This is a genomic window from Microbacterium testaceum, from assembly GCF_029761935.1.
GTDB classification, from domain to species: domain Bacteria; phylum Actinomycetota; class Actinomycetes; order Actinomycetales; family Microbacteriaceae; genus Microbacterium; species Microbacterium testaceum_A.
In genome coordinates this window covers 1,682,797-1,702,544 of the sequence record NZ_CP121699.1, presented here as the reverse complement: position 1 = coordinate 1,702,544, position 19,748 = coordinate 1,682,797, and the positions used below count along the sequence as shown (strand labels likewise).

The window sequence follows — 19,748 nt, the reverse complement described above, 5'->3', positions numbered from 1 at the left end:
GCTGCGCCGCATCAGGCCGCGACGGAACGCGCGGCGAACGAGCGCAGCAGGCGCGTGGGCTGCTCGACCGAGGCGGTACGCACGTGAGCGGACACCTCGTCGAACGCGTCGGCATCGAAGTAGCCCGCATCGCGATAGACGACCATCCGCTCCACGAAGGCGTCGGTGGTCGGCTCGGGATGGAACTGCGTGGCCCACAGCCCGGCCCCCGCGCGATACGCCTGCACCGGGCAAGCGTCGTTCTCGGCGAGCAGGACGGCGCTCGGCGGCACGGTCGCCGTGCCCTCTTTGTGCGCGGTCAGCGCCTCGAAGCGAGGTTCCAGGATGCCGAACAGCTCGTCGTCTCGGCCGGCCGCGGTGAGCGCGATGTCGGTGGGACCCGTTCCCTCGGGGTGCAGGAGACTCACACGACCGCCGAGGAGGCGCGTCACGACGCCGATGCCGAAGCAGGTGAACAGTGCGTTCGTGCGGCCCTCGATCGCCACCGCGGCGAGGCGTTCCAGATCACGCTCGAGACGACGCTGGTCGTCGGTCTTGTCGGGGTCGGTGACGTTGAAAGGGCTGCCCCCGACGACCACTGCAGCGTATCGGTCCAGGTCCTCAGGGAGCGGAGCGCGGACGAGATCGTGGTGCACGAGGTCCTCATCGCGCACGCCGAGACCGTCGCGGAAAGACGCCCACTCGGCCACGGCCGCCTCACGCTGCGGGCGGACGCAGACGTAGAGAAGAGAACCGGTCATCCCGGAATTCTACGCGCGCGCTCTCGCGTCGGATCGGGGGGTGACACGCGGCGAAACGTGGGTGCGCGGCCCCCACGGACGCAGGGTCAGCGGGACGATCGCGCCGTGCGACCGCGCACGACGCCCACGAACGTCTCCACATCCGGGGTCGTGCGGTCGCGAAGCCACGCAAGAGCGACGGTGGAGCGCGGGCCATCGCGCAGTACGCGGTATTCGACGTCCCGTCGCTGATGCGCACGAGCGAGCGACATCGGCACGACCACCACCCCCACCCCCGCGGCGACGGTCGCGATCGCCTCAGCGGTGTCGCTCGGGGGCGCGAACGCCGGGGCGACGGCATCCGGAACCGACAGGTGCAAGACGTCGTCCGCTGCCGCGATGACGACCTCACCACGCAGGTCGGCGATGTCGAGCTCGTCGGCGGCGGTCAGATCGGAGTCGGTCGACATGACGACGACGGGCTCCTCTTCGTAGAGGGGGATGACGTGGAGATCGTCGGACTCCTCGACGGGGAGGCGGACGAGCGCCGCATCGACCTCGGCGAGCGCCTCGAGTTGGGCGGAGACGGCGATCTCACGGAGTTCGAGGGAGACGTGCGGCATGCGCTCCCGCCACAGCCCGATCCACTTGCCGGGCGTCGCGCCGGGGATCGCGCCCAGCACGAATTCACGTGGCTCCTCGCGGGGCGGCGCAGCGGGGCGTTCGGCCTTCTGCTTCGGTTTCGGTGAGCGCGACCGTCCCGCCGCCGAAGACTTCGCGCCGACGGTGCGTCGAGGCGCGCCACCTCGTCCGCGGGAACCGCTGCCTTTCGCCATGGCTCCAGGCTAGCCGCGGGACTAACGTTGAACGCATGATCGGCATCCTGGCGCTCGTCTTCGCGGGACTCGCAGCCCTGCTCCACGTCTACATCTTCGTGCTCGAGAGCGTCCGGTGGACGCAGCCGAAGACGTGGAAGGTCTTCGGCATCGCCGACCAGCAGGCCGCCGACGTGACCAAGCCCATGGCGTACAACCAGGGTTTCTACAACCTCTTCCTCGCGGTCGGCGCGGCGATCGGCATCGTGTTCTGGGTGGTCAACGGCATCGGCGACGTCGCCGGACGGACGCTGCTCATCTTCTCGCTCGGGTCGATGCTCGCCGCAGCGCTCGTCCTCGTCACCTCGGGCAGGAAGTACCTCCGCCCCGCGAGCATCCAGGGGACGCTGCCGCTCATCGGTCTGATCCTGGCGATCTTGGCCTGAGGCGGACGAACCGCCGGCGCAAACGAAAACCCGCACGCTCCGAGGAGTCGTGCGGGTCGTTGCGCCCTTCGGGCGATGGTCAGGCGGCCAGGCGCAGGCCCCGCCGGTCGGTGGCGACCGCCTCACCATCGTTGATGATCTCGTCGTCGCCGATGAGCGAGCCCACCGCGATCCGAGCGTTGTGGCCGACCTGTGTGCGGACGCCGATGTGGGCGCCCGCGCCGATCACCGCTCCGGCGCAGATGTGCGCGTGCGGCTCGATGTGGGCCTCCGGGCCGATCACGGCGTCTGACTCGATCCAGGCACCGCGGCCGACACGAACACCCGCGGCGATCTGCACGCCGGGTTCGACGTACGCGCCGTTCTCGACCAGCGCCGACGGGTGGACCTTCGCGCCGTGCGCGACGAGTCCGCGACCATTGACGTGCTTGCGGTAACGCAGCGTCTCGCCGTGGTCGTTTTCGATGTCGATGTAGTTCTTTCCCACGATCCCCTCCGGTCGGCCATCGGGTTGAGCCGACATGTATCACAACGGGTCGGGAATGGCGTTCATTCCCTCGAATGCTTCTTCGTCGCCGGTACCGTGATCGGTTTCCTCGATGTCGAGGAAAGGGAAACGTCGGGGTGCGGCGTGGAGTTGTCCCCCTGTTTTCGCATGCTCGACGAGGCGAGCCGGGCGGGTTGACATGCGCCGTCGAATCAGTTGCTCACGCCCGCCCTCGCCCGTTCAGCCTGGCTGGCAGGTCGGGCACCAGTACACGTTCCGTTCGCTCGTCGCGGTGGCGCCGAGTGAGGTGGCCCGAATGGGAGTGCCGCAGCGGCGGCACGGTGCCCCCTCGCGCCCGTACACCCAGAAGCGGCGCCCGGGACGGCTGTCGCCGGTGAAGGTGCGCTCGGGACGGGGAAGATTGGCGCGGATCATGCGCTCGCCGAGGGCGATGGTCGCCTGGGCATCGATCTCGGTGGCCGGGGTGGTCGGCGCGATACCGCGGACGAACAGCAGCTCGTTCGCATAGACGTTGCCGAACCCCGCCACGTTCCGTTGGTCGAGGAGAGCGACGTGGGCGGCCCTCTCGTCGGCGGACACGCGTCGCACGGCCTCGGCTTCGTCCCAGTCGTCGGCGAGCAGATCGGGACCGAGGTGCCCGATCACGGTGTGCTCGTCGGCCGTGCGCAGAACCTCGACCATGGCCAGGTCGAAGCCGACGGCATCGGCGCCCGTCACACCGACGATCGCCCGAGCCTTGAAAGCGGGGCGTCGCCAGCGCTCTCCCGGCCGATAGACGTCCCACCGGCCCTCCATCTTGAGATGCGAGTGCAGCGTGTACCCGCCGATGCGGTGGAGCAGATGCTTGCCCCGCGCCGCCACCTCGTGCACCGTCTCGCCGCGGAGATCCGCGGTGGCGCTCCCGGGCACGCGGATGTCGAACCGCGTGACCACCTTGCCCGTGAGCGCCGCGGAGAGCTTCGCCGCGGCGCGGTACACGGTGTCGCCCTCAGGCACGAGCCGCCTCGCGCAGGGTGTCGCCCGCGGTGAGCTTCCGCAGGGTCAGCCCCTTCGGGGACTCGACGAATCCCGCCTCGCGCAGCGCTCGGCCGACCGCGGTGCCGTAGACGAACTCGCCGTTCACCTGCTCGACGGTGAGCGTCTCGAGCCGTCTCTTCTTCGCCGTCTCGGCGAGGTGACGTGCTGCCGCCTGCAGCGCGGGCTCCGCGTCGGTGAAGGCGAGGGCGCTGCGCCCCCCACGCTCGAGGTAGAGGGTCAGCTCGCCGTCGACGAGCACGACGAGACCTCCGGCCTTGCGGCCCGGTCGGTGGGTGACCCCTTCGATCGCGGGCCATCCGAGGGCGGCGCCGTACGGGTTGGCGGGGTCGGTGGCGGCGAGCGTCACGGTCCGCAGCGGTGGCGGGTCCGCGACCGCTGCGAACTCGCGCAGGCGATCGACGGTGGCAGACGCGGCGAACTGCGCGGCGCCGAGCTTCTCGATCACGTATCCGCGTCGGCAGTGGCCCGCCTCTTCGAAGCCGGCGAGGATGCGGTACACCTGCGCGAAGCCGCCGGGAACCCCCTCGGACTGCACGGCCCCGCGCGTCACCACCCCGTAGCGATCGAGGAGGAGGCTCGCGGTCGCTGTGGCTCGGGCCGCCGGGTCGGCTTCGCGTTCGGGCAGCAGCGACCATCGACCGCCGAGGGACGGGGGTCGCGGCGCGGAGGTCGCGCGCGGCATGGTGGCTCCCCGGTACATGCGCGCGCGGGGGGCACGCCGTGCCACGCGGTGCGACTGACCACCGCCGCTCAGCAGGGTGCGAACCGGGGCGAAGGTGTCGTTCGTCACACGTCCGGCCCAGGTGAGGGCCCACAGGGCGTCGTTGACGGACTGCTCGTTCTGAGCTCCGGCGAGTTGCGTGAGCTGGGTGGCGAAGTAGGCGCCCCCGCCCTCGAGCGCGGCGAGGATGCGCGCCTCGAGCGAGTCGGGTGCGGGGTCGTCGGCGTCCTCGGGATCCTGCAGGGTGAACGGCGCTGCCTCCGCCGGGTGCAAGGCGATCCACCCGTCGCGACCGGGAAGGGTGCCGTGCCCCGACCAGACCACTTCGCCGGTGGCGGTGAGCTCGTCGAGCAGGGCGGGGGAGTAGTCGGTGACGCGTGAGGGCAGGACGAGCGATTCCCAGGCGCTGGCCGGGATCGGGACACCCGCGAGCTGCTCGATCACCGCCAGCACCCCGTCGATGCCCTCGAGGGGGCGCCCGAGGTGCTGCCAGACGGGGAGGAAGCGCGCGTACGCGGCCGGAGGAACGGGCTCGACGCTGCCGCGGATGGCCGCGAGGGAGCGCATTCGCAGTCGCCGGAGGACCTCGACGTCGCACCACTCGGTCTCGTCGCCCCGGTTTCCGCCCGAGGCTTCGGGCAGGAAGAAGCCGCTGGACAGGCGCCCCTGCGACTCGAGGCGCTGCAATGTCCGCCGCGCGACCGCCACGCCGACGCCGAGGCGTTCGGCGACGGCATCGGTCGTGAACGGCGCGTGCGTGCGGGCGAAACGCGCGACGAGGTCGCCGAGCGGATCGGGGAACGGTTCGAGGAACGCGTTCGGGATGCCGACCGGAAGCGCCGCGCCGAGAGCGTCGCGGAGTCGCCCGGCGTCTTCGATCCCGGCCGTGCGGGAGACGCCCGCGATCGTCACGCGGATGGCGCGCCGGTCGTCGACCAGGCTGGCGAGGTGCTGCTCGGCCTCGGCGAGCGCGTCGCCCTCGGTGTCGAGTCTCGCGGCCACCTCGGTGGCGTCGAGCGGACCGAGGATGCGCAGCAGATCGGCCACGCCTTCGACGCCGCGGGCACGACGGTCGGGATCGAGGCGCTGGGCCTCGCGCTCGAACTGCGCGATGACGTCGGGGTCGAGCAGCTCGCGCATCTCGACCTTGCCGAGCAGCTCGCTCAGCAGTGCCGGGTCGACCGACAGGGCCGCGGCACGACGCTCGGCCAGCGGGGAGTCGCCCTCGTACATGAAGGCGCCCACGTAGCCGAAGAGCAGATCTCGGGCGTAGGGAGACGGCTGCGAGGTGGTGATCTCGACGAGGCGGATCTTGCGCTCGCCGATCTGTCGGGTCACGCGCAGAAGGGCGGGCAGGTCGTAGACGTCCTGCAAGACCTCGCGGAGGGTCTCGAGGATGATCGGGAATGCCGGATGCCGCTTGGCCACCTCGAGCAGCTGAGCGGAGCGTTGCCGCTGCTGCCACAGCGGCGACCGGCGGTTCGGGTTCAATCGCGGCAGGAGCAGCGCACGGGCCGCGCACTCCCGGAAGCGCGAGGCGAACAGCGCGGATCCGCCCACCTCATCGGTGACGATCTGCTCGAGTTCGTCGGCCTCGAAGACGAACAGGTCGGCCCCGGGCGGCTCGGCCGCGGCATCCGGAACTCGGGCGATGATGCCATCGTCGCTCGCCACGGCCGCGCCCTCGACGCCGAGGCGCTCTCGGATGCGGGCGTTCACCGCGAGGGCCCAGGGGGAATGGACCTGCATGCCGTACGGGGAATGCAGGATGATGCGCCAGTCCCCGACCTCGTCGCGGCTGCGTTCGACGGTCAGCGTCCTGTCGGTGGGGAGGCTGCCGGTGGCCTCGCGCTGCTCGGCCAAGTACGCCAGCAGGTTGGTGATGGCGTTGTCGTCGAGGCCCGATTCGCGCAGGCGCTCCTCGGCCTTAGCCCGGTCGACGCCGGCGATGTCGCGCGAGAACTTGCCGAGAGCTTCGCCGAGTTCGGCCGGGCGACCGATGCCGTCCCCGTGCCAGAACGGGAGCTTGCCGGGCTGGCCGAAGGCGGGCAGCACGTTGACGCGGTCGTGGGTGATCTCGACGATGCGCCAGCTCGTGGTGCCGAGGGTGAAGACGTCGTTGACGCGCGACTCGTAGACCATCTCTTCGTCGAGCTCTCCGACGCGGGCGTTCTGCGACTCGCCCGCGACGAACACGCCGAAGAGGCCCCGGTCGGGGATCGTTCCGCCGCTGGTGACCGCGACGCGCTGCGCTCCGGGCCGGCCGGTGAGGGTGCCGGCGTCGCGATCCCAGACCAGGCGGGGGCGCAGCTCGGCGAACTCGTCAGAGGGATAGCGACCGGCCAGCAGGTCGAGGGTGGCCTCGTACGCCGACCGGGGGAGCGAGCGGAACGGCGCGCTGCGCTTGACCGTCTCGAACCACTCCTCGACGTCGATCGCGCCCAGCGCCGAGGCGGCGACCGTCTGCTGCGCGAGGATGTCGAGCGGGTTCTGCGGGACCGAGATGGCCTCGATGCGCCCGGCGAGCATGCGCTCGGTGACGACGGCGGTGTGCAGGACGTCGCTGCGGTGCTTGGGGAAGAGGGCCGCCCGGCTGACCTCGCCGACCTGGTGGCCGGCGCGTCCCACGCGCTGGAGGCCGGATGCCGCGCTGGGCGGCGACTCGACCTGGATGACGAGGTCGACCGAGCCCATGTCGATACCGAGCTCGAGGCTGCTGGTCGCGACGACGCAGCGCAGCGCTCCCGACTTGAGCTCGTCCTCGACCTGGGCACGCTGTTCTTTCGACACCGATCCGTGGTGAGCCTTGGCGAGAATCGCGGCGACCCCGGCGGACGAGCCCGCCTGAGCCATCGTGGCCGCGGGAACCGTCGGCTCGGGCACGTCGATGCCCTGCCGCTCGGCGTAGATCTCGTTGAGTCGACCGGTCAGTCGTTCGGCCAGACGCCGCGAGTTCGCGAACACGATCGTCGAGCGGCGCTGGAGGATGCGGTCGACGATGGCCTCTTCGACGTGCGGCCAGACCGAGCCGGCCACCTCGGTGCTCTCGGGGCGCTCGGAGAACCACTCGCCGTCACCGGCTTCGTCGGGAGCCGGCGACCCCGGGGGCGGCGGCGGGTTGAGCATGTCGTCGATCGGCACCACGACCGAGAGGTCGAAGGCTTTGGTCGCCTTGGGGGCGACGATGTCGACGGGCTGCGCTCCGCCGAGGAAGCGGGCCACCTCGTCGATCGGACGCACGGTCGCCGAGAGTCCGATGCGCTGAGCCGGCGCGTCGAGCAGGGCGTCGAGCCGCTCGAGGCTCACGGCCAGGTGTGCGCCGCGCTTGGTGGCCGCGACCGCGTGCACCTCGTCGATGATCACCGTGTGCACGCCGCGCAGCGTCTCGGCCGCCTGGCTCGTGAGCATGAGGTACAGCGACTCGGGCGTGGTGATGAGGATGTCGGGAGGTGCGGTCACCAGCTTGCGGCGGTCGCTCGAACTCGTGTCGCCCGAGCGGACGCCCACGGTCACCGAGGGCACCTCGATCCCGAGGCGGCGCGCGGACTGCCCGATCCCGACGAGCGGCGAGCGGAGGTTGCGCTCGACGTCGACGCCGAGGGCCTTCAGCGGCGAGATGTAGAGGATGCGCGTCGTGGTCGGGGGTGCCTTCGGGGCGGTCTTCTTGCCTCGGCGTGCGGGAGCGGCATCCGGGACCTCGGGGCCCTTCTCGCGGAACACCCGGTCGATCGCGAAGAGGAAGGCCGACAGCGTTTTTCCCGAACCGGTGGGCGCGACCACGAGCGCGTTGCGGCCCGACGACACGGATTCCCACGCGCCCTTCTGGGCGTTGGTCGGCGCCGAGAACGCTCCACGGAACCAGTCCTGCGTCGCAGGACCGAATCTCTCCAACACGTCGGCCATGCCGACATCCTCTCCCGGACCTCCGACATCGGGTCGGGGTTGACGTTCGCCCGCCGCGGAAGGGCCTGTCGACGGTGGTGCCATGGGTGTTTCTTCGCGAGCCTCAGCGGTGGCGAATCCGACCGCTGAGAGCTAGCTGCCGACAAGGCCCCCGGTGGTCACCGCGATCCGGTGCCGGCCCGGTCGGCGAGACGCTCGTCGAGGAATGCCCGCACGTCATCGAGCTCGTCCGGAGAGATGGAGTGGGTGAGGCCCGGGTATACCCGGCCTCGGAGCTCGCTGTGGCGGGGCAGCCATTGCGAAGTCGCGTCGATCAGCAGCGGGGGGATCACGTCGTCCGCCGCGCCACGCCCCCAGAACACCGGAGGGCGCCGCTCCGCGAGAACGGCGTCGCCGGGCAACTCGCCACTCGCGGCGTACCCGGCCAGGACGACGGCGAAGGACACGGCATCCGGGTTCACGCGGAGGGTCTGCAGAGCGACCGCCCCACCCTGTGAGAACCCGAGCAGTCCCACGGGGCTCTCGCCCACGGTGGAGCGGATCCAGGCCAGCACCGCGTCGGCCGCGCGGGTGACGGCGGCCGGATCGCGGCCGTCGAGGCCCTCGATCGGGTACCACGAGGCCCCGGGCATGGGCCACGGCGGGGACAGCGGAGCGCGCACGCTCGCGACGACGAAGGCGTCGGGGAGATACGGCACGAGACCGAACAGGTCGTTCTCGTCGGAACCGTAGCCGTGCAGCAGGACGAGAACCGGTCGGTCGCCGCGTTCCGCGGGCGGCGCCGACCACCGCACGACGGACGGATCGAGGGAGGGCGTGGTGCTCATGCGGCCATTGTCGCAAAGGCCTCCGACATCGCCCCGCGGGGTCGGACACGCGGCATCCGGAGCGGAGCGTTGATATACAGGGAGCATGCCCGTGCGCACTCCCGATCCCGAACCCGGCGACAACGGCGATGAGCGCGAGCCGCTCTCGGCGCCCTTCTCAGGAGCTCAGGGGGGTCCCAACCCCAACCCGGGCTGGCTGAGCGAGGTCGAACTCGCTGAGGCGCGGCGACGCCTGCCGATGCTCTACGTCGAGGCCCTGCCGGTGCGCACCGATGGCATGGGCGTCGTCACCCAGGTCGGCATCCTGCTGCGTGCCACCCCGCTCGGCGAGATGACCCGCACCCTCGTCTCGGGCCGCGTCCGCTACGGCGAGACGGTGCGCGACGCGCTCTTCCGGCACCTCGAGAACGACCTCGGACCGATGGCCTTCCCGCTGCTTCCGCCCTCGCCCACGCCGTTCACGGTCGCCGAGTACTTTCCCCTGCCCGGGGTCAGCGCGTTCCACGACGACCGCCAGCACGCTGTGGCCCTCGCCTTCGTCGTCCCCGTCACGGGTACGTGCGAACCGCGCCAGGACGCGCTCGAGGTCACGTGGCTGTCGCCCGAAGAGGCGGCATCCGACGCCCTGTCCGATGAGATGGAGGGCGGCCGCGGCACCCTCATCCGTCAGGCGCTCGCATCGGTCGGCGCCCTGCGCTGACCCGGGAGGACGGGTTCCGGCGCTCGGATGATTGCCTGTGTCGGAGGCCCTGCCTAGGGTCGAAGCATGCTGCATCCTCCCCTGGAACCTCTGACCCTTCCGCGCGACCTCGACGGGTGGCGAGCATTCGCCGAAGACCGTCCGACCGAGCGCCTCGCGCGCGTGGCCGAGATCGACGCCCGGCTCACCGCCGAGTCCGATCTCCCGCTGCAGGAGCGTCTCGCGCTGTGGAACGAAGCCGAGATCGCCCTGAGCGAGGCCGCCGCGCCCTCCCACCTGGTGAGCGAATCGCATCCCGATGGCGAGGTGCGGGACGCCGCAGAGAAGCAGGCGCAGGCGGTCGACGCCGTGCAGTCGCGCCGGCTGCTGGACCGCGCGCTGTGGGCCGTCTTCGCCGACGCCACCGCCGACGGACTCGACGCCGACGAGCAGCGCCTGCTCGCCCAGATCCAGCGCGACTTCCGTCGCGGCGGCGTCGACCTCGACGAGGCCGACCGCGAGCGCGTGCGCGAGCTGACCGACCGCGACACCGAGCTCTCGCTGACCTTCTCGCGCAACATCCGTGAGGGCCGCCGCGAGATCCGAGTGCCCGCGTCGTCGCTCGACGGTCTCCCCGACGACTTCCTCGCAGAACACCCGGCCGATGCCGACGGGATGGTGACGCTCACCACCGAATACACCGACCTCATGCCGGTGCGCGAGTACGCGCGAGACCGCGCGGTGCGCCACGAGCTCATGGGCGCGTACAACGACCTCGCGTGGCCCGTGAACGAGCCCGTGCTCGCCGAGATGCTCGCCGTCCGTGCCGAGCGCGCGGCGCTGCTCGGGTACGGCGACTGGGCCGACTACGAGACCGAGACCCGCATGATCGGTTCGTCGGCCGCGGTGAAGACCTTCCTCGAGAAGGTGGCGGATGCCGTGGCTCCCGCCGCCGCCGTCGAATACGACCGCGTGCTCGAGCGTCTCCGCCGAGACGAGCCCACCGCCGACGCCGTCACGATCGCCGACTTCTGGTACGTCCTCAGTGCCCTCAAGCGCGAGGAGTACGACGTCGACTCGCAGCTCGTGCGCTCGTACTTCCGCTTCGACCGCGTGCTCGAGGGGGTCCTCGCGACCACCGCGCGCCTGCTCGATGTGGAGTACGTCCCCGTCGACACGCCGTCCTGGCACGACGACGTGCGCAGCTACGACGTCGTGCGCGGCGAGGAGCGCCTCGGGCGCATCCACCTCGACCTGCACCCGCGCGACGGCAAGTACAACCACGCCGCGTGCTTCGGTCTGGCCCCGGGCATCACCGGTCGGTCGCTGCCCGAGTCGGTGCTGCTGTGCAACTTCTCGCGCGGCCTGCTCGAGCACGACGAGGTGGTGACGTTCTTCCACGAGTTCGGTCACCTCGTGCACGACATCCTCGGCGGCCACCAGAAGTGGGCGCGGTGGACGGGCGTGGCGACGGAGTGGGACTTCGTCGAGGCGCCCAGCCAGTTGCTCGAGGAGTGGGCGTGGGATGCCGAAGCGCTCGCCGCCTTCGCCGTGAACGACGAGGGCGAGCCGATCCCGGCCGACCTCGTCGCGCGCATGCGCACGGCCGACGCCTTCGGTCGGGCCCTGGAGGTCACACGTCAGCTCGGCCACGCCACGACCTCGTACCGCCTGCACGTCGACCGGCCCGCCGACCTCGCCGAAGCCGTCGACGGCTACTACCGCGCCGCGAGCCCCGTCACGCCGCTCGACGGCTCGCACTCCTACGCCGGGTTCGGACACCTGACCGGCTACGGCGCCTGCTACTACACGTACCAGTGGAGCCTCGTGATCGCCCGCGACCTGTTGTCGGCCTTCGGCGACGACCTGTTCGACGTCGACACCGCCACGCGCTATCGGCGCGAGATCCTCGAGCCGGGCGGCACCCGTGACGCCCGCGACCTCGTGAAGGCGTTCCTCGGTCGTGAGTCGACCTTCGACGCCTACCGGGACTGGCTCGCCGGCGCGTGAACGTCGAGGGCCGCGGCATCCCTTTCCGGATGCCGCGGCCCTGGGTGCGACGTGAGTGCGTGCGGGCGCGAGCTCAGGCCGTCGTTTCGCGCGCGATCGCCGCGATGAAGGCGTCGATGTCGGCCTCGGTCGTGTCGAACGAGCACATCCACCGCACCTCGCGGCGCAGTTCGTCCCAGTCGTAGAAGCGGAAGCTCTGACGCAGGCGGTCGGCGACGCCGGCCGGCAGGATCGCGAACACGCCGTTGGCCTGCGTCGGCTGGGTGAACTCGACGCCCTGGATCGAGCCGTCGGAGAGACCCGCCTCGATGCCCTTGCGCAGGCGCTGCGCCATCGCGTTGGAGTGACGCGCGTTCTTCAGCCACAGGTCGTTCTCGAGCAGAGCGACCAGCTGCGCCGAGACGAACCGCATCTTGCTCGACAGCTGCATGTCGAGCTTGCGCAGGTACGTGAGCCCGGTCGAGGCCTCGGGGTCGAGCACGACGATGGCCTCGCCGATCATCGCGCCGTTCTTCGTCCCCCCGAAGCTCAGCACGTCGACGCCGGCGTCGCGCGTGAAGGACCGCAGGGGAACGTCGAGGGCCGCGGCGGCGTTCGAGATGCGCGCGCCGTCCATGTGCAGGCGCATGCCGTGGCCGTGGGCGTGGGCGGCGAGCTCGCGGATCTCGTCGACCGTGTAGAGGGTGCCGAGTTCGGTCGACTGCGTGATCGAGACGACCAGCGGCTGCGCGCGGTGCTCGTCTCCCCATCCCCAGGCCTCGCGGTCGACGAGCTCGGGGGTCAGCTTGCCGTCGTCGGTCGGGACGGTCAGCAGCTTGATGCCGCCGACTCGCTCGGGAGCGCCGCCCTCGTCCACGTTGATGTGCGCGGTGGATGCCGAGATCACGGCGCCCCAGCGGGGGAGCATCGACTGCAGGCCGACCACGTTGGCGCCGGTGCCGTTGAAGACCGGGTAGGCCTCGACGCCGTCGCCGAGCAGCGAGACGAACAGCTCCTGGAGGCGGGAGGTGTAGACGTCTTCGCCGTAGGCGACCTGGTGGCCTTCGTTGGCGGCGGAGATCGCGGCGAGGACATCGGGGTGGATGCCGGAGTAGTTGTCGGAGGCGAAACCGCGCACCGAGGAATCGTGGAGGGTGGTCACTCCTCCAGCGTAACGACCGGGGGACATGACCCTCCTCCCCAGGGATGCGTCTCGGAGCGTTCTCCCCTTTCGCGTCCCCGGCGGCGCCGGGATGTCGGTGGGGCCCGGAAGAATGGCGGAGTGCACATGGACCCCGAGGCGCTCAGCATCGCCGGCGAGATCTTCTCCCCGGCGGCGATGTCGCGCGCCGACCGGCTCCTCATCTACGGCTCGGTCGAAGTCGGCGACGTGAAGGCGTTCGACGGTGTTCTCGTCGTCTCCGCGCAGTCCTTCGGGGCAGCCGGGTACGAACACCTCGAACTGCGCGTGCCCACGGAATTCACGCGCGTGTCCGGCTGGTGCTCGTGCGGCCGCGGTCCCGAGTGCGAGCATTCGTGCGCCGCAGCGGTGGTGCTCTTCGACCGGATGATCTCGGCCGGCCGGCCGCCGCGCCCCGAGTGGCAGCGCACCCTCGACGAATTGCTCACGGTCGGCGCCCGGGTCGACGACGAGCAGGCCGTCGACCTGTGCCTCTTCCTCGCCATCCGGCGCGGTGGAGGCCACGGACGCAGCACCGCGCTGACGCTCACCGCCCGCCCCGGCATGCGGGGGACGCGCGGTACCTGGATCAAGGGGCGCGCCGGATGGTCGGGGCTGCCGCTCCTCTCCGCCGACCCGCGGGCGCGCGCCGCCCTCGACAGCCTGGGCCGCCTCGGCCGCTCCGGGAACGGCGCGTTCCTCTCCGACGAATGGATGCCGCTCTCCGCCGTCCCCCCGCATTCCCTCTGGATGCAGCTCGAAGCCGTCGTCGCGGCCGGGGTGCCACTCGTGGCGGCCTCGGGTGCGAATCACCCGGTGCGGATTCTCGAGCCCGAGGTGACGGCTGCGGTCGCCGTCGACCGACGCGGCTCGGCCCTGCACGTGAGGGGGATCCTCGAGGGCGTCGACGACGACGTCGCGTCGCTGCCGTCGTGGGTGGTGGGCGACCCTGCCGTCGCCGTCGCTTTCGTGGCGGATCGCGACGGCGACGACGAGAGGTTCACCCTCGCGCGCCTGGCGACGCCGGTGACCGGTGCCGTCCGCGGGCTGCTGGCGCGACCGGGCGCCCTCGCCGTCGACGGGGGTTCCGAGGTCTTCCTGCGCGACTATCTTCCGCGCTTGCAGCTCGAGGCCCCCGTGGTGTCCCCGAGGGGCACGGTCGACCTGCCGCCTCCGCCACGTCCGGTCCTCGAGGTCGACCTCGACCATCGCGGCGGTCGTGCGTCCATCACCGTCCGGTGGGACCGGTCGTCCACCAACGGCCGTCGCGACGAGGCGCACGAGTCCGCGGTGTGGGACGCCGTGGCGGCCATCGCGACCGAGCTCGGCGTCGGTGTTCCGCAACCTTTCCCCTCGGGTGCCACCCCGCCTCGGGCGTGGACTCCCGCCGACGCGGCGATCTTCGTCGCCGAGGGCGTGCCGCGAATGCAGGCTCTGGCTCACGTCCGAGTGAACGTCGCCGACGGCGCCGCGCCCTATCGCGCGGCGGCCGAGCCGGCTGCCGTGGAGCTTCGTACCGGTGACGACGACGGCAGCGACTGGTTCGACCTGCACGCGCGCGTCACGGTGGGCGAGACCGAGGTCGACTTCTCCGCGCTCTACACCGCACTGGTCGTGGGCGACCGGGCTCTCTTCCTGGACGACGGGTCCTACGTGCGACTGGACACCCCCGCCTTCGACCGCCTCCGCGCGGTCATCGACGAGGCGCGGACACTCGCCGATCGCCCGGAGGGCGGGTTGAAGCTCAACCGCTACAACGTCGGTCTCTGGGACGACCTGTCCGAGCTGGGCCTCCTCGCGGCGCAAGAGGCGGAGTGGTGGCTGCGCGTGCGTGGTCTCACCGACGAAGCCGCCCTCGCCCCTGTCGCATCCCCCGCGGGTCTGCGCGCCACGCTGCGCGACTACCAGCGCTCGGGCCTGGACTGGCTGCACTTCCTCCGCACGCAGGGGCTCGGGGGCGTCCTCGCCGACGACATGGGCCTCGGCAAGACCGTGCAGGCGATCGCGATGATGGAGGTCGCCCGCGAGTCCGACTCCGAGATGGCCCCGTTCCTGATCGTGGCGCCGACGAGTGTCGTGGGCAACTGGGCTCGCGAGTGCGCCGCATTCGCTCCGGGACTGCGAGTGGCGACCATCGCCTCGACGCAGGCGCGACGCTCCACCCCCATCTCCGAGGTCGCCGCCGGTGCGCACGTGGTGGTCACGAGTTATGCGCTCTTCCGTCTCGAGCAGGAGCAGTACGCCGAGGTCGAGTGGTCGGGACTCGTGCTCGACGAGGCACAGCAGATCAAGAACCCCTCCTCGCGGGGCTACCGCGCGGCGCGCTCTCTCTCGGTGCCTTTCACGCTCGTCATCACGGGCACGCCGATGGAGAACAACCTCCTCGAACTCTGGGCCCTCATGTCTCTCGTGGCGCCGGGGCTTCTGGGCACTCGCGAGTCCTTCACCGCGATGTACCGCACGCCCATCGAGAAGCACTCCGATTCCGCGCGCCTCGACCTGCTCCGTCGACGGATCCGCCCGTTCCTGTTGCGACGGACGAAAGAACTCGTCGCGTCCGAGCTCCCCTCGAAGCAGGAGACCGTGGTCGAGGTGACCCTGCACCCGACGCATCGCAAGCTGTACGACCGGCGCTTCCATCGCGAGCGTCAACGCCTCCTGGGCCTGCTCGACGATGCCGAGGGCAATCGCTTCGCGATCTTCCGCTCGCTGACGATGCTGCGCCAGCTCGCTCTCGATCCGGCGTTGGTCGACGAGGGAGAGGCCCCGTCCGCCAAACTCGACGCCCTGGTCGAACTCGTGACCGAGGCCGCTGCCGAGGGACACCGTGTCCTCGTCCTCAGCCAGTTCACGCGCTTCCTTCGCGCGGCTCGAGACAGATGCACCGAGGCGGGTCTTCCGTCCGGCTACCTCGACGGTGCCACCACGCACCGACAGGTCGAGATCGACCGCTTCCGCGAGGGCGACGACCCGGCGTTCTTCATCTCTCTCAAAGCCGGCGGAGTGGGCCTCAATCTCGTGGAGGCGGACTACGTGGTACTCCTCGACCCGTGGTGGAACCCCGCGGTCGAAGACCAGGCCATCGACCGCGCGCATCGTATCGGGCAGACCCGCCCCGTGATCGTGTACCGGCTCGTGGCCGCCGACACCATCGAGCAGAAGGTGGTGACCCTGCGCGAGACGAAGGCCGAGCTCTTCTCCCGCGTGCTCGACGGCGGTGAGGGCGAGACGTTCGGTGGCGGCACCCGCCTGACGGCGGCGGACATCCGCAGCCTCATCGACTGACCCCGCGGATCCGTCGTTCGACCGGGCCCTGGTCAATGTCGGACCCCCGGTCTACCGTGGCGCTATGTCCGAGAGTCCGGCCCCCGTCGCCCCGGTCGACGCGGTCGCGTCGTCCGGGCGCCGCACCTTTCTCGCGGTGCTCGTCAACACCGCCGCCGCCAACGTGACCACGAGCTTCCTCTGGTTCGCCCTCACGTTCTGGGTCTATCTCGAGACCCGCTCCGTCCTCGCCACTGGCATCGTCGGCGGTGCGTACATGTTGCTCCTCGCGGTGTTCGCGATGGTGTTCGGATCGCTCGTCGATCGCCATCGCAAGCACCGGGTCATGGTGGTCTCGGGGTTCGTGACGCTCGTGGCGTTCCTTCTAGCGGGGGCGCTCTGGCTGGCGTTTCCCGAGGCCGCGCTCCTCGACCTGGGCGGACCGTGGTTCTGGCTCTTCTCGGGCATCATCCTCGCCGGGGCCGTGATCGAGAACCTTCGCAACATCGCTCTGTCGACGACCGTGACGCTCCTCGTCCCCGTCGAGCGTCACGCCAACGCGAACGGCCTGGTCGGCACCGTGCAGGGGCTCGCGTTCGTCGTGACGAGCGTGTTCAGCGGGCTGTCGGTCGGGTTCCTCGGCATGGGATGGACGCTCGCCATCGCGCTGGCGCTGACCGTCCTCGCGCTCGCCCACCTGTTGACGATCCGCATCCCCGAGGAGCGCCCCGCCGCCGGCACGGCTCCCGGTCCCGTCGTCGATCTCCGCGGGGCGGTCCGGGCCGTGCGCCGCGCCCCGGGCCTGTTCGCCCTCATCGTCTTCTCGACGTTCAACAACCTCATCGGCGGCGTCTACATGGCGCTCATGGATCCGTACGGCCTCGAGATGTTCGACGTGCAGATCTGGGGCATCGTCCTCGGGGTGACCGCGACCGGATTCATCGTCGGCGGTGGTCTTGTCGCGAAGTTCGGCCTCGGAAAGAACCCCATCCGCACGATGCTCTGGATCGTCATCGCGATGGGGGCCCTCGGGGCGCTCTTCACCCTGCGCGAATGGTGGTGGCTGTACGCGATAGGTATTTGGGTCTACATGGCCCTCATCCCGCCGGTCGAGGCGGCGGAGCAGACGGTCATCCAGAAGGTCGTCCCCTTCGAGACCCAGGGGCGCGTCTTCGGTTTCGCCGCGGCGTTCGAGTCGGCTGCGGCGCCCGTGACGTCGTTCCTCATCGCGCCGATCGCGCAATTCCTGATCATCCCGTACATGGACGCAGACGACGGCCGCGCGACGTGGGGCTGGCTGCTCGGTGAGGGGGAGTCCCGCGGCATCGCGCTGGTGTTCGCCGTCTCGGGCGTCGTGATGGTGGTCGCGGGTGCGCTGGCTTTCTCCACGCGTTCGTATCGGACGCTCTCCCGGCAGTATCGGACGGCCGAGGTCGACGCCGAGGGGGGTGCGGTCTAACCGCCGGCCTCGATCTCGACGACGACGTCGTTCCACGCCGCGGCGTCGTCGTCCCACAGGGCCACGACGGCCGAGGCCAGGGCGTGCTCGAGACCGTCCAGGCTCCGCACCCGGAAGATGACGCCGGCGGCCGAGAGCTCGCGTCCCCCGTCTCGCGCGTGCTTCGCGTAGCCCTGCGCGGCGGCTCGCGTCCAGGCCTCGCTCGCGGCCTTCATCGCCGCGTAGTTGGCGCCCCCGGCGAGGGGGCGCGCCACGGCCGTGGACGAGACGATCGCCAGGCGCCCGGCATCCGAGGAGCGCAGATCGTCGTCGAAGGTGCGGCTCACGTTGCGCAGTGCGGTGAACGATCGCAGCAGCACGGCGAGATCCTCGTCGCTCTGCCCGGCCAGCCCGCCTCCGCCGCGCCACCCGCCCACGAGGTGCACGACACCGTCGACCGGGCCGTGCGCGTCGCTCACGCGCGTGCGCAGGGCCGCCACGGCATCCGGATCGGTCAGATCGCACTGCTCGGTCGCCGCCCCCGGAGCGGACGCGGCGGAATCGGCCAGCCGATCGGCGTTCGACCCGACGATCACGACGCGCGCCCCCGCCGCGACGAGGGCGAGCGCACAGGCCCGGCCGGCCGCGCTCGTTCCGCCGGCCAGCAGCACGAGACGCCCCCGCACCCGCTCGTGCGGGGCGGGTGCGGGGACGGTCGCGAGGGAGCTCATGCGACGGTCAGTCCGTGCCGCGGATGCCCGCGGTCGACGCGATGACCGGGCGCATCTTCTTCTCGAGCGCTTCGAAGAACATCGACAGGGGGAACTCATCGTCGAGCACCGCGTCGGTGTAGCCCTTCGGCAGTCCCGCGAGCACCTCGTCGGACAGTCCGCGCGCCCACACCGAAGCGGGGTGGGGTGTGACGACTCCGCGAACGAGATCGTAGGCGGCGAGCCAGTGCGCGACCTTGGGGCGGTCGATCGAGCGCCAATACAGCTCGTCGATCGCGTCGGCGAGGGCGATGACCGCGGCGGGCACCTCGTCCCAGTCGAACGCGAGGGAGGTGTCGGTCCAGTGCAGCACGCGGTGCTGGTGCAGCCAGGCGAACAGCAGCTGTCCGCCGAGGCCGTCGTAGTTGCGTACCCGGGACCCGGTGATGGCGAAGCGGAAGATGCGGTCGAAGATCACCGCGTACTGGACGAGCTCGGCGTGCTCGAGCATCGCCTTCTCGGTCGCATCGAGGTCGTCGCGCGCCGACAGCCGCGCCTGCAGCGAGACGCACTCGCGGAAGGCGGTGAGGTCGCAGCGCAGCTCTTCGAGCGAGTAGAGGAAGAACGGCATCCGCTGCTTGATCATGAACGGGTCGAACGGAAGGTCGCCGCGCATGTGCGTGCGGTCGTGGATGAGGTCCCACATCACGAACGTCTGCTCGGTGAGCGACTGGTCGTCGAGCATGCGGGCGGCGGCCTCGGGGAGGTCGAGCTTGGTGATCTCGGCAGCGGCGCGGGTCACGCGGCGGTACCGCGCCGCTTCGCGGTCCTGGAAGATCGCGCCCCAGGTGAAGGTCGGGATCTCGCGCATGGCGACGGTCTCGGGGAAGAGCACGGCCGAGTTCGTGTCGTAGCCCGAGGTGAAGTCGATCAGACGCAGCGAGACGAACAGGCGGTTGGTGTACTCGTGCTCGAGTCGCGCAATGAACTCGGGCCAGATCGCCTCGACGAGCACCGCCTCGACGTGCCGTTCGTTGGAGCCGTTCTGCGTGTACATCGGGAACACGACGAGGTGGCGGATGCCGTCGACTCGGTGCTCCTGGGGCTGGAAGGCGACCAGGGAATCGAGGAAGTCGGGCACGTCGAGGCCGTCGTCGCGCCACCGGCGGAAGTCGGCGACGGAGGCCGCGAGGTAGGACCGGTCGTGGGGGAAGAGGGGGGCGAGTGCCTCGATGGCGATGATGAGGTCGTCGAGCAGGGGTGCGGCCGCGGCGGTGTCCTCGATGGAGCCGTCTTTGGCCTGCAGCGCCTGCAGGGCGGTGGCCGCGCTCTTCAGCTGGGTCCAGGCGGGGGTCTGCTCGACCGTGTCGACGCCGTGGTCGGCGATCAGATCGTCGGCGGCACGGGTGGGCGTGGCGATGGTCATGGCATCCTCCATTCGGTGCTGTAAAAATTCCTGCTGAACGTGGATACTAACGGAAAACTTACGGACCTCGCCAGAGTGGTCCGTG

General features: G+C 70.7%; 14 protein-coding genes. 5 read left to right on the top strand and 9 right to left on the bottom strand.

The window, feature by feature from the left end:
• Nucleotides 1-11: 11 nt before the first annotated feature.
• Nucleotides 12-740 (bottom strand): GMP synthase, encoded by a 729-nt coding sequence (locus QBE02_RS08285; protein ID WP_279365318.1) that lies wholly within the window; start codon nt 738-740, stop codon nt 12-14.
• Between the two features lie 86 nt (nt 741-826).
• Nucleotides 827-1,402 (bottom strand): LysR substrate-binding domain-containing protein, encoded by a 576-nt coding sequence (locus tag QBE02_RS08280; protein WP_279365317.1) that lies wholly within the window; start codon nt 1,400-1,402, stop codon nt 827-829.
• A gap of 188 nt (nt 1,403-1,590) precedes the next feature.
• Between QBE02_RS08280 and QBE02_RS08275 the strand changes: the two genes are divergently transcribed.
• The gene (locus QBE02_RS08275) at nt 1,591-1,980 is read left to right on the top strand and encodes a DUF1304 domain-containing protein (RefSeq protein WP_279365316.1); all 390 of its coding nucleotides are present in this window, start codon (nt 1,591-1,593) and stop codon (nt 1,978-1,980) included.
• A gap of 79 nt (nt 1,981-2,059) precedes the next feature.
• On the opposite strand, the gene QBE02_RS08270 is transcribed toward QBE02_RS08275, so the two are convergent.
• From QBE02_RS08270 to QBE02_RS08255, 4 genes are all read right to left on the bottom strand, one after another.
• A complete protein-coding gene (locus QBE02_RS08270) occupies nt 2,060-2,467 on the bottom strand; it encodes a transferase (protein WP_056226142.1) in 408 nt (135 codons plus the stop codon).
• Between the two features lie 240 nt (nt 2,468-2,707).
• Nucleotides 2,708-3,484 carry a DNA-formamidopyrimidine glycosylase family protein gene (locus QBE02_RS08265; RefSeq protein WP_279365315.1) on the bottom strand — a complete coding sequence of 259 codons (777 nt, stop codon included), beginning with the start codon at nt 3,482-3,484 and terminating at the stop codon, nt 2,708-2,710.
• On the bottom strand, nt 3,477-8,150 hold the full coding sequence (locus QBE02_RS08260; protein ID WP_279365314.1) for an ATP-dependent helicase: 4,674 nt from the start codon (nt 8,148-8,150) through the stop codon (nt 3,477-3,479). Before QBE02_RS08260 ends, QBE02_RS08265 begins: the two co-directional genes overlap by 8 nt.
• Nucleotides 8,151-8,308: 158 nt before the next feature.
• Nucleotides 8,309-8,977, bottom strand: a complete 669-nt coding sequence (locus QBE02_RS08255) for an alpha/beta hydrolase (RefSeq protein WP_279365313.1) — start codon at nt 8,975-8,977, stop codon at nt 8,309-8,311.
• Nucleotides 8,978-9,062: 85 nt separating this feature from the next.
• Here QBE02_RS08255 and QBE02_RS08250 point away from each other — a divergent pair, with 85 nt between their 5' ends.
• Nucleotides 9,063-9,677, top strand: coding sequence for an NUDIX hydrolase family protein (locus QBE02_RS08250; RefSeq protein WP_279365312.1), 615 nt, complete (start codon nt 9,063-9,065; stop codon nt 9,675-9,677).
• Between the two features lie 66 nt (nt 9,678-9,743).
• Nucleotides 9,744-11,666 (top strand): M3 family metallopeptidase, encoded by a 1,923-nt coding sequence (locus tag QBE02_RS08245; protein WP_279365311.1) that lies wholly within the window; start codon nt 9,744-9,746, stop codon nt 11,664-11,666.
• Between the two features lie 73 nt (nt 11,667-11,739).
• Here QBE02_RS08245 and QBE02_RS08240 read toward each other — a convergent pair whose 3' ends face one another.
• On the bottom strand, nt 11,740-12,807 hold the full coding sequence (locus tag QBE02_RS08240) for a threonine aldolase family protein (RefSeq protein WP_279367830.1): 1,068 nt from the start codon (nt 12,805-12,807) through the stop codon (nt 11,740-11,742).
• 126 nt (nt 12,808-12,933) lie between these two features.
• Here QBE02_RS08240 and QBE02_RS08235 point away from each other — a divergent pair, with 126 nt between their 5' ends.
• Complete coding sequence (locus QBE02_RS08235; RefSeq protein WP_279367873.1) at nt 12,934-16,110, top strand: DEAD/DEAH box helicase; 3,177 nt, start codon at nt 12,934-12,936, stop codon at nt 16,108-16,110.
• A 64-nt stretch (nt 16,111-16,174) separates the two neighbouring features.
• Nucleotides 16,175-17,548: an MFS transporter gene (locus tag QBE02_RS08230; RefSeq protein ID WP_279367829.1), complete on the top strand. Its 1,374-nt coding sequence runs from the start codon at nt 16,175-16,177 to the stop codon at nt 17,546-17,548.
• Here the strand turns inward: QBE02_RS08230 and QBE02_RS08225 are convergent.
• The gene (locus QBE02_RS08225; RefSeq protein ID WP_279367828.1) at nt 17,545-18,258 is read right to left on the bottom strand and encodes an SDR family NAD(P)-dependent oxidoreductase; all 714 of its coding nucleotides are present in this window, start codon (nt 18,256-18,258) and stop codon (nt 17,545-17,547) included. The two genes, QBE02_RS08230 and QBE02_RS08225, sit on opposite strands and share 4 nt — an antisense overlap.
• A gap of 7 nt (nt 18,259-18,265) precedes the next feature.
• The gene (locus QBE02_RS08220; RefSeq protein ID WP_279367827.1) at nt 18,266-19,663 is read right to left on the bottom strand and encodes a DUF6421 family protein; all 1,398 of its coding nucleotides are present in this window, start codon (nt 19,661-19,663) and stop codon (nt 18,266-18,268) included.
• Between the last annotated feature and the right edge of the window lie 85 nt (nt 19,664-19,748).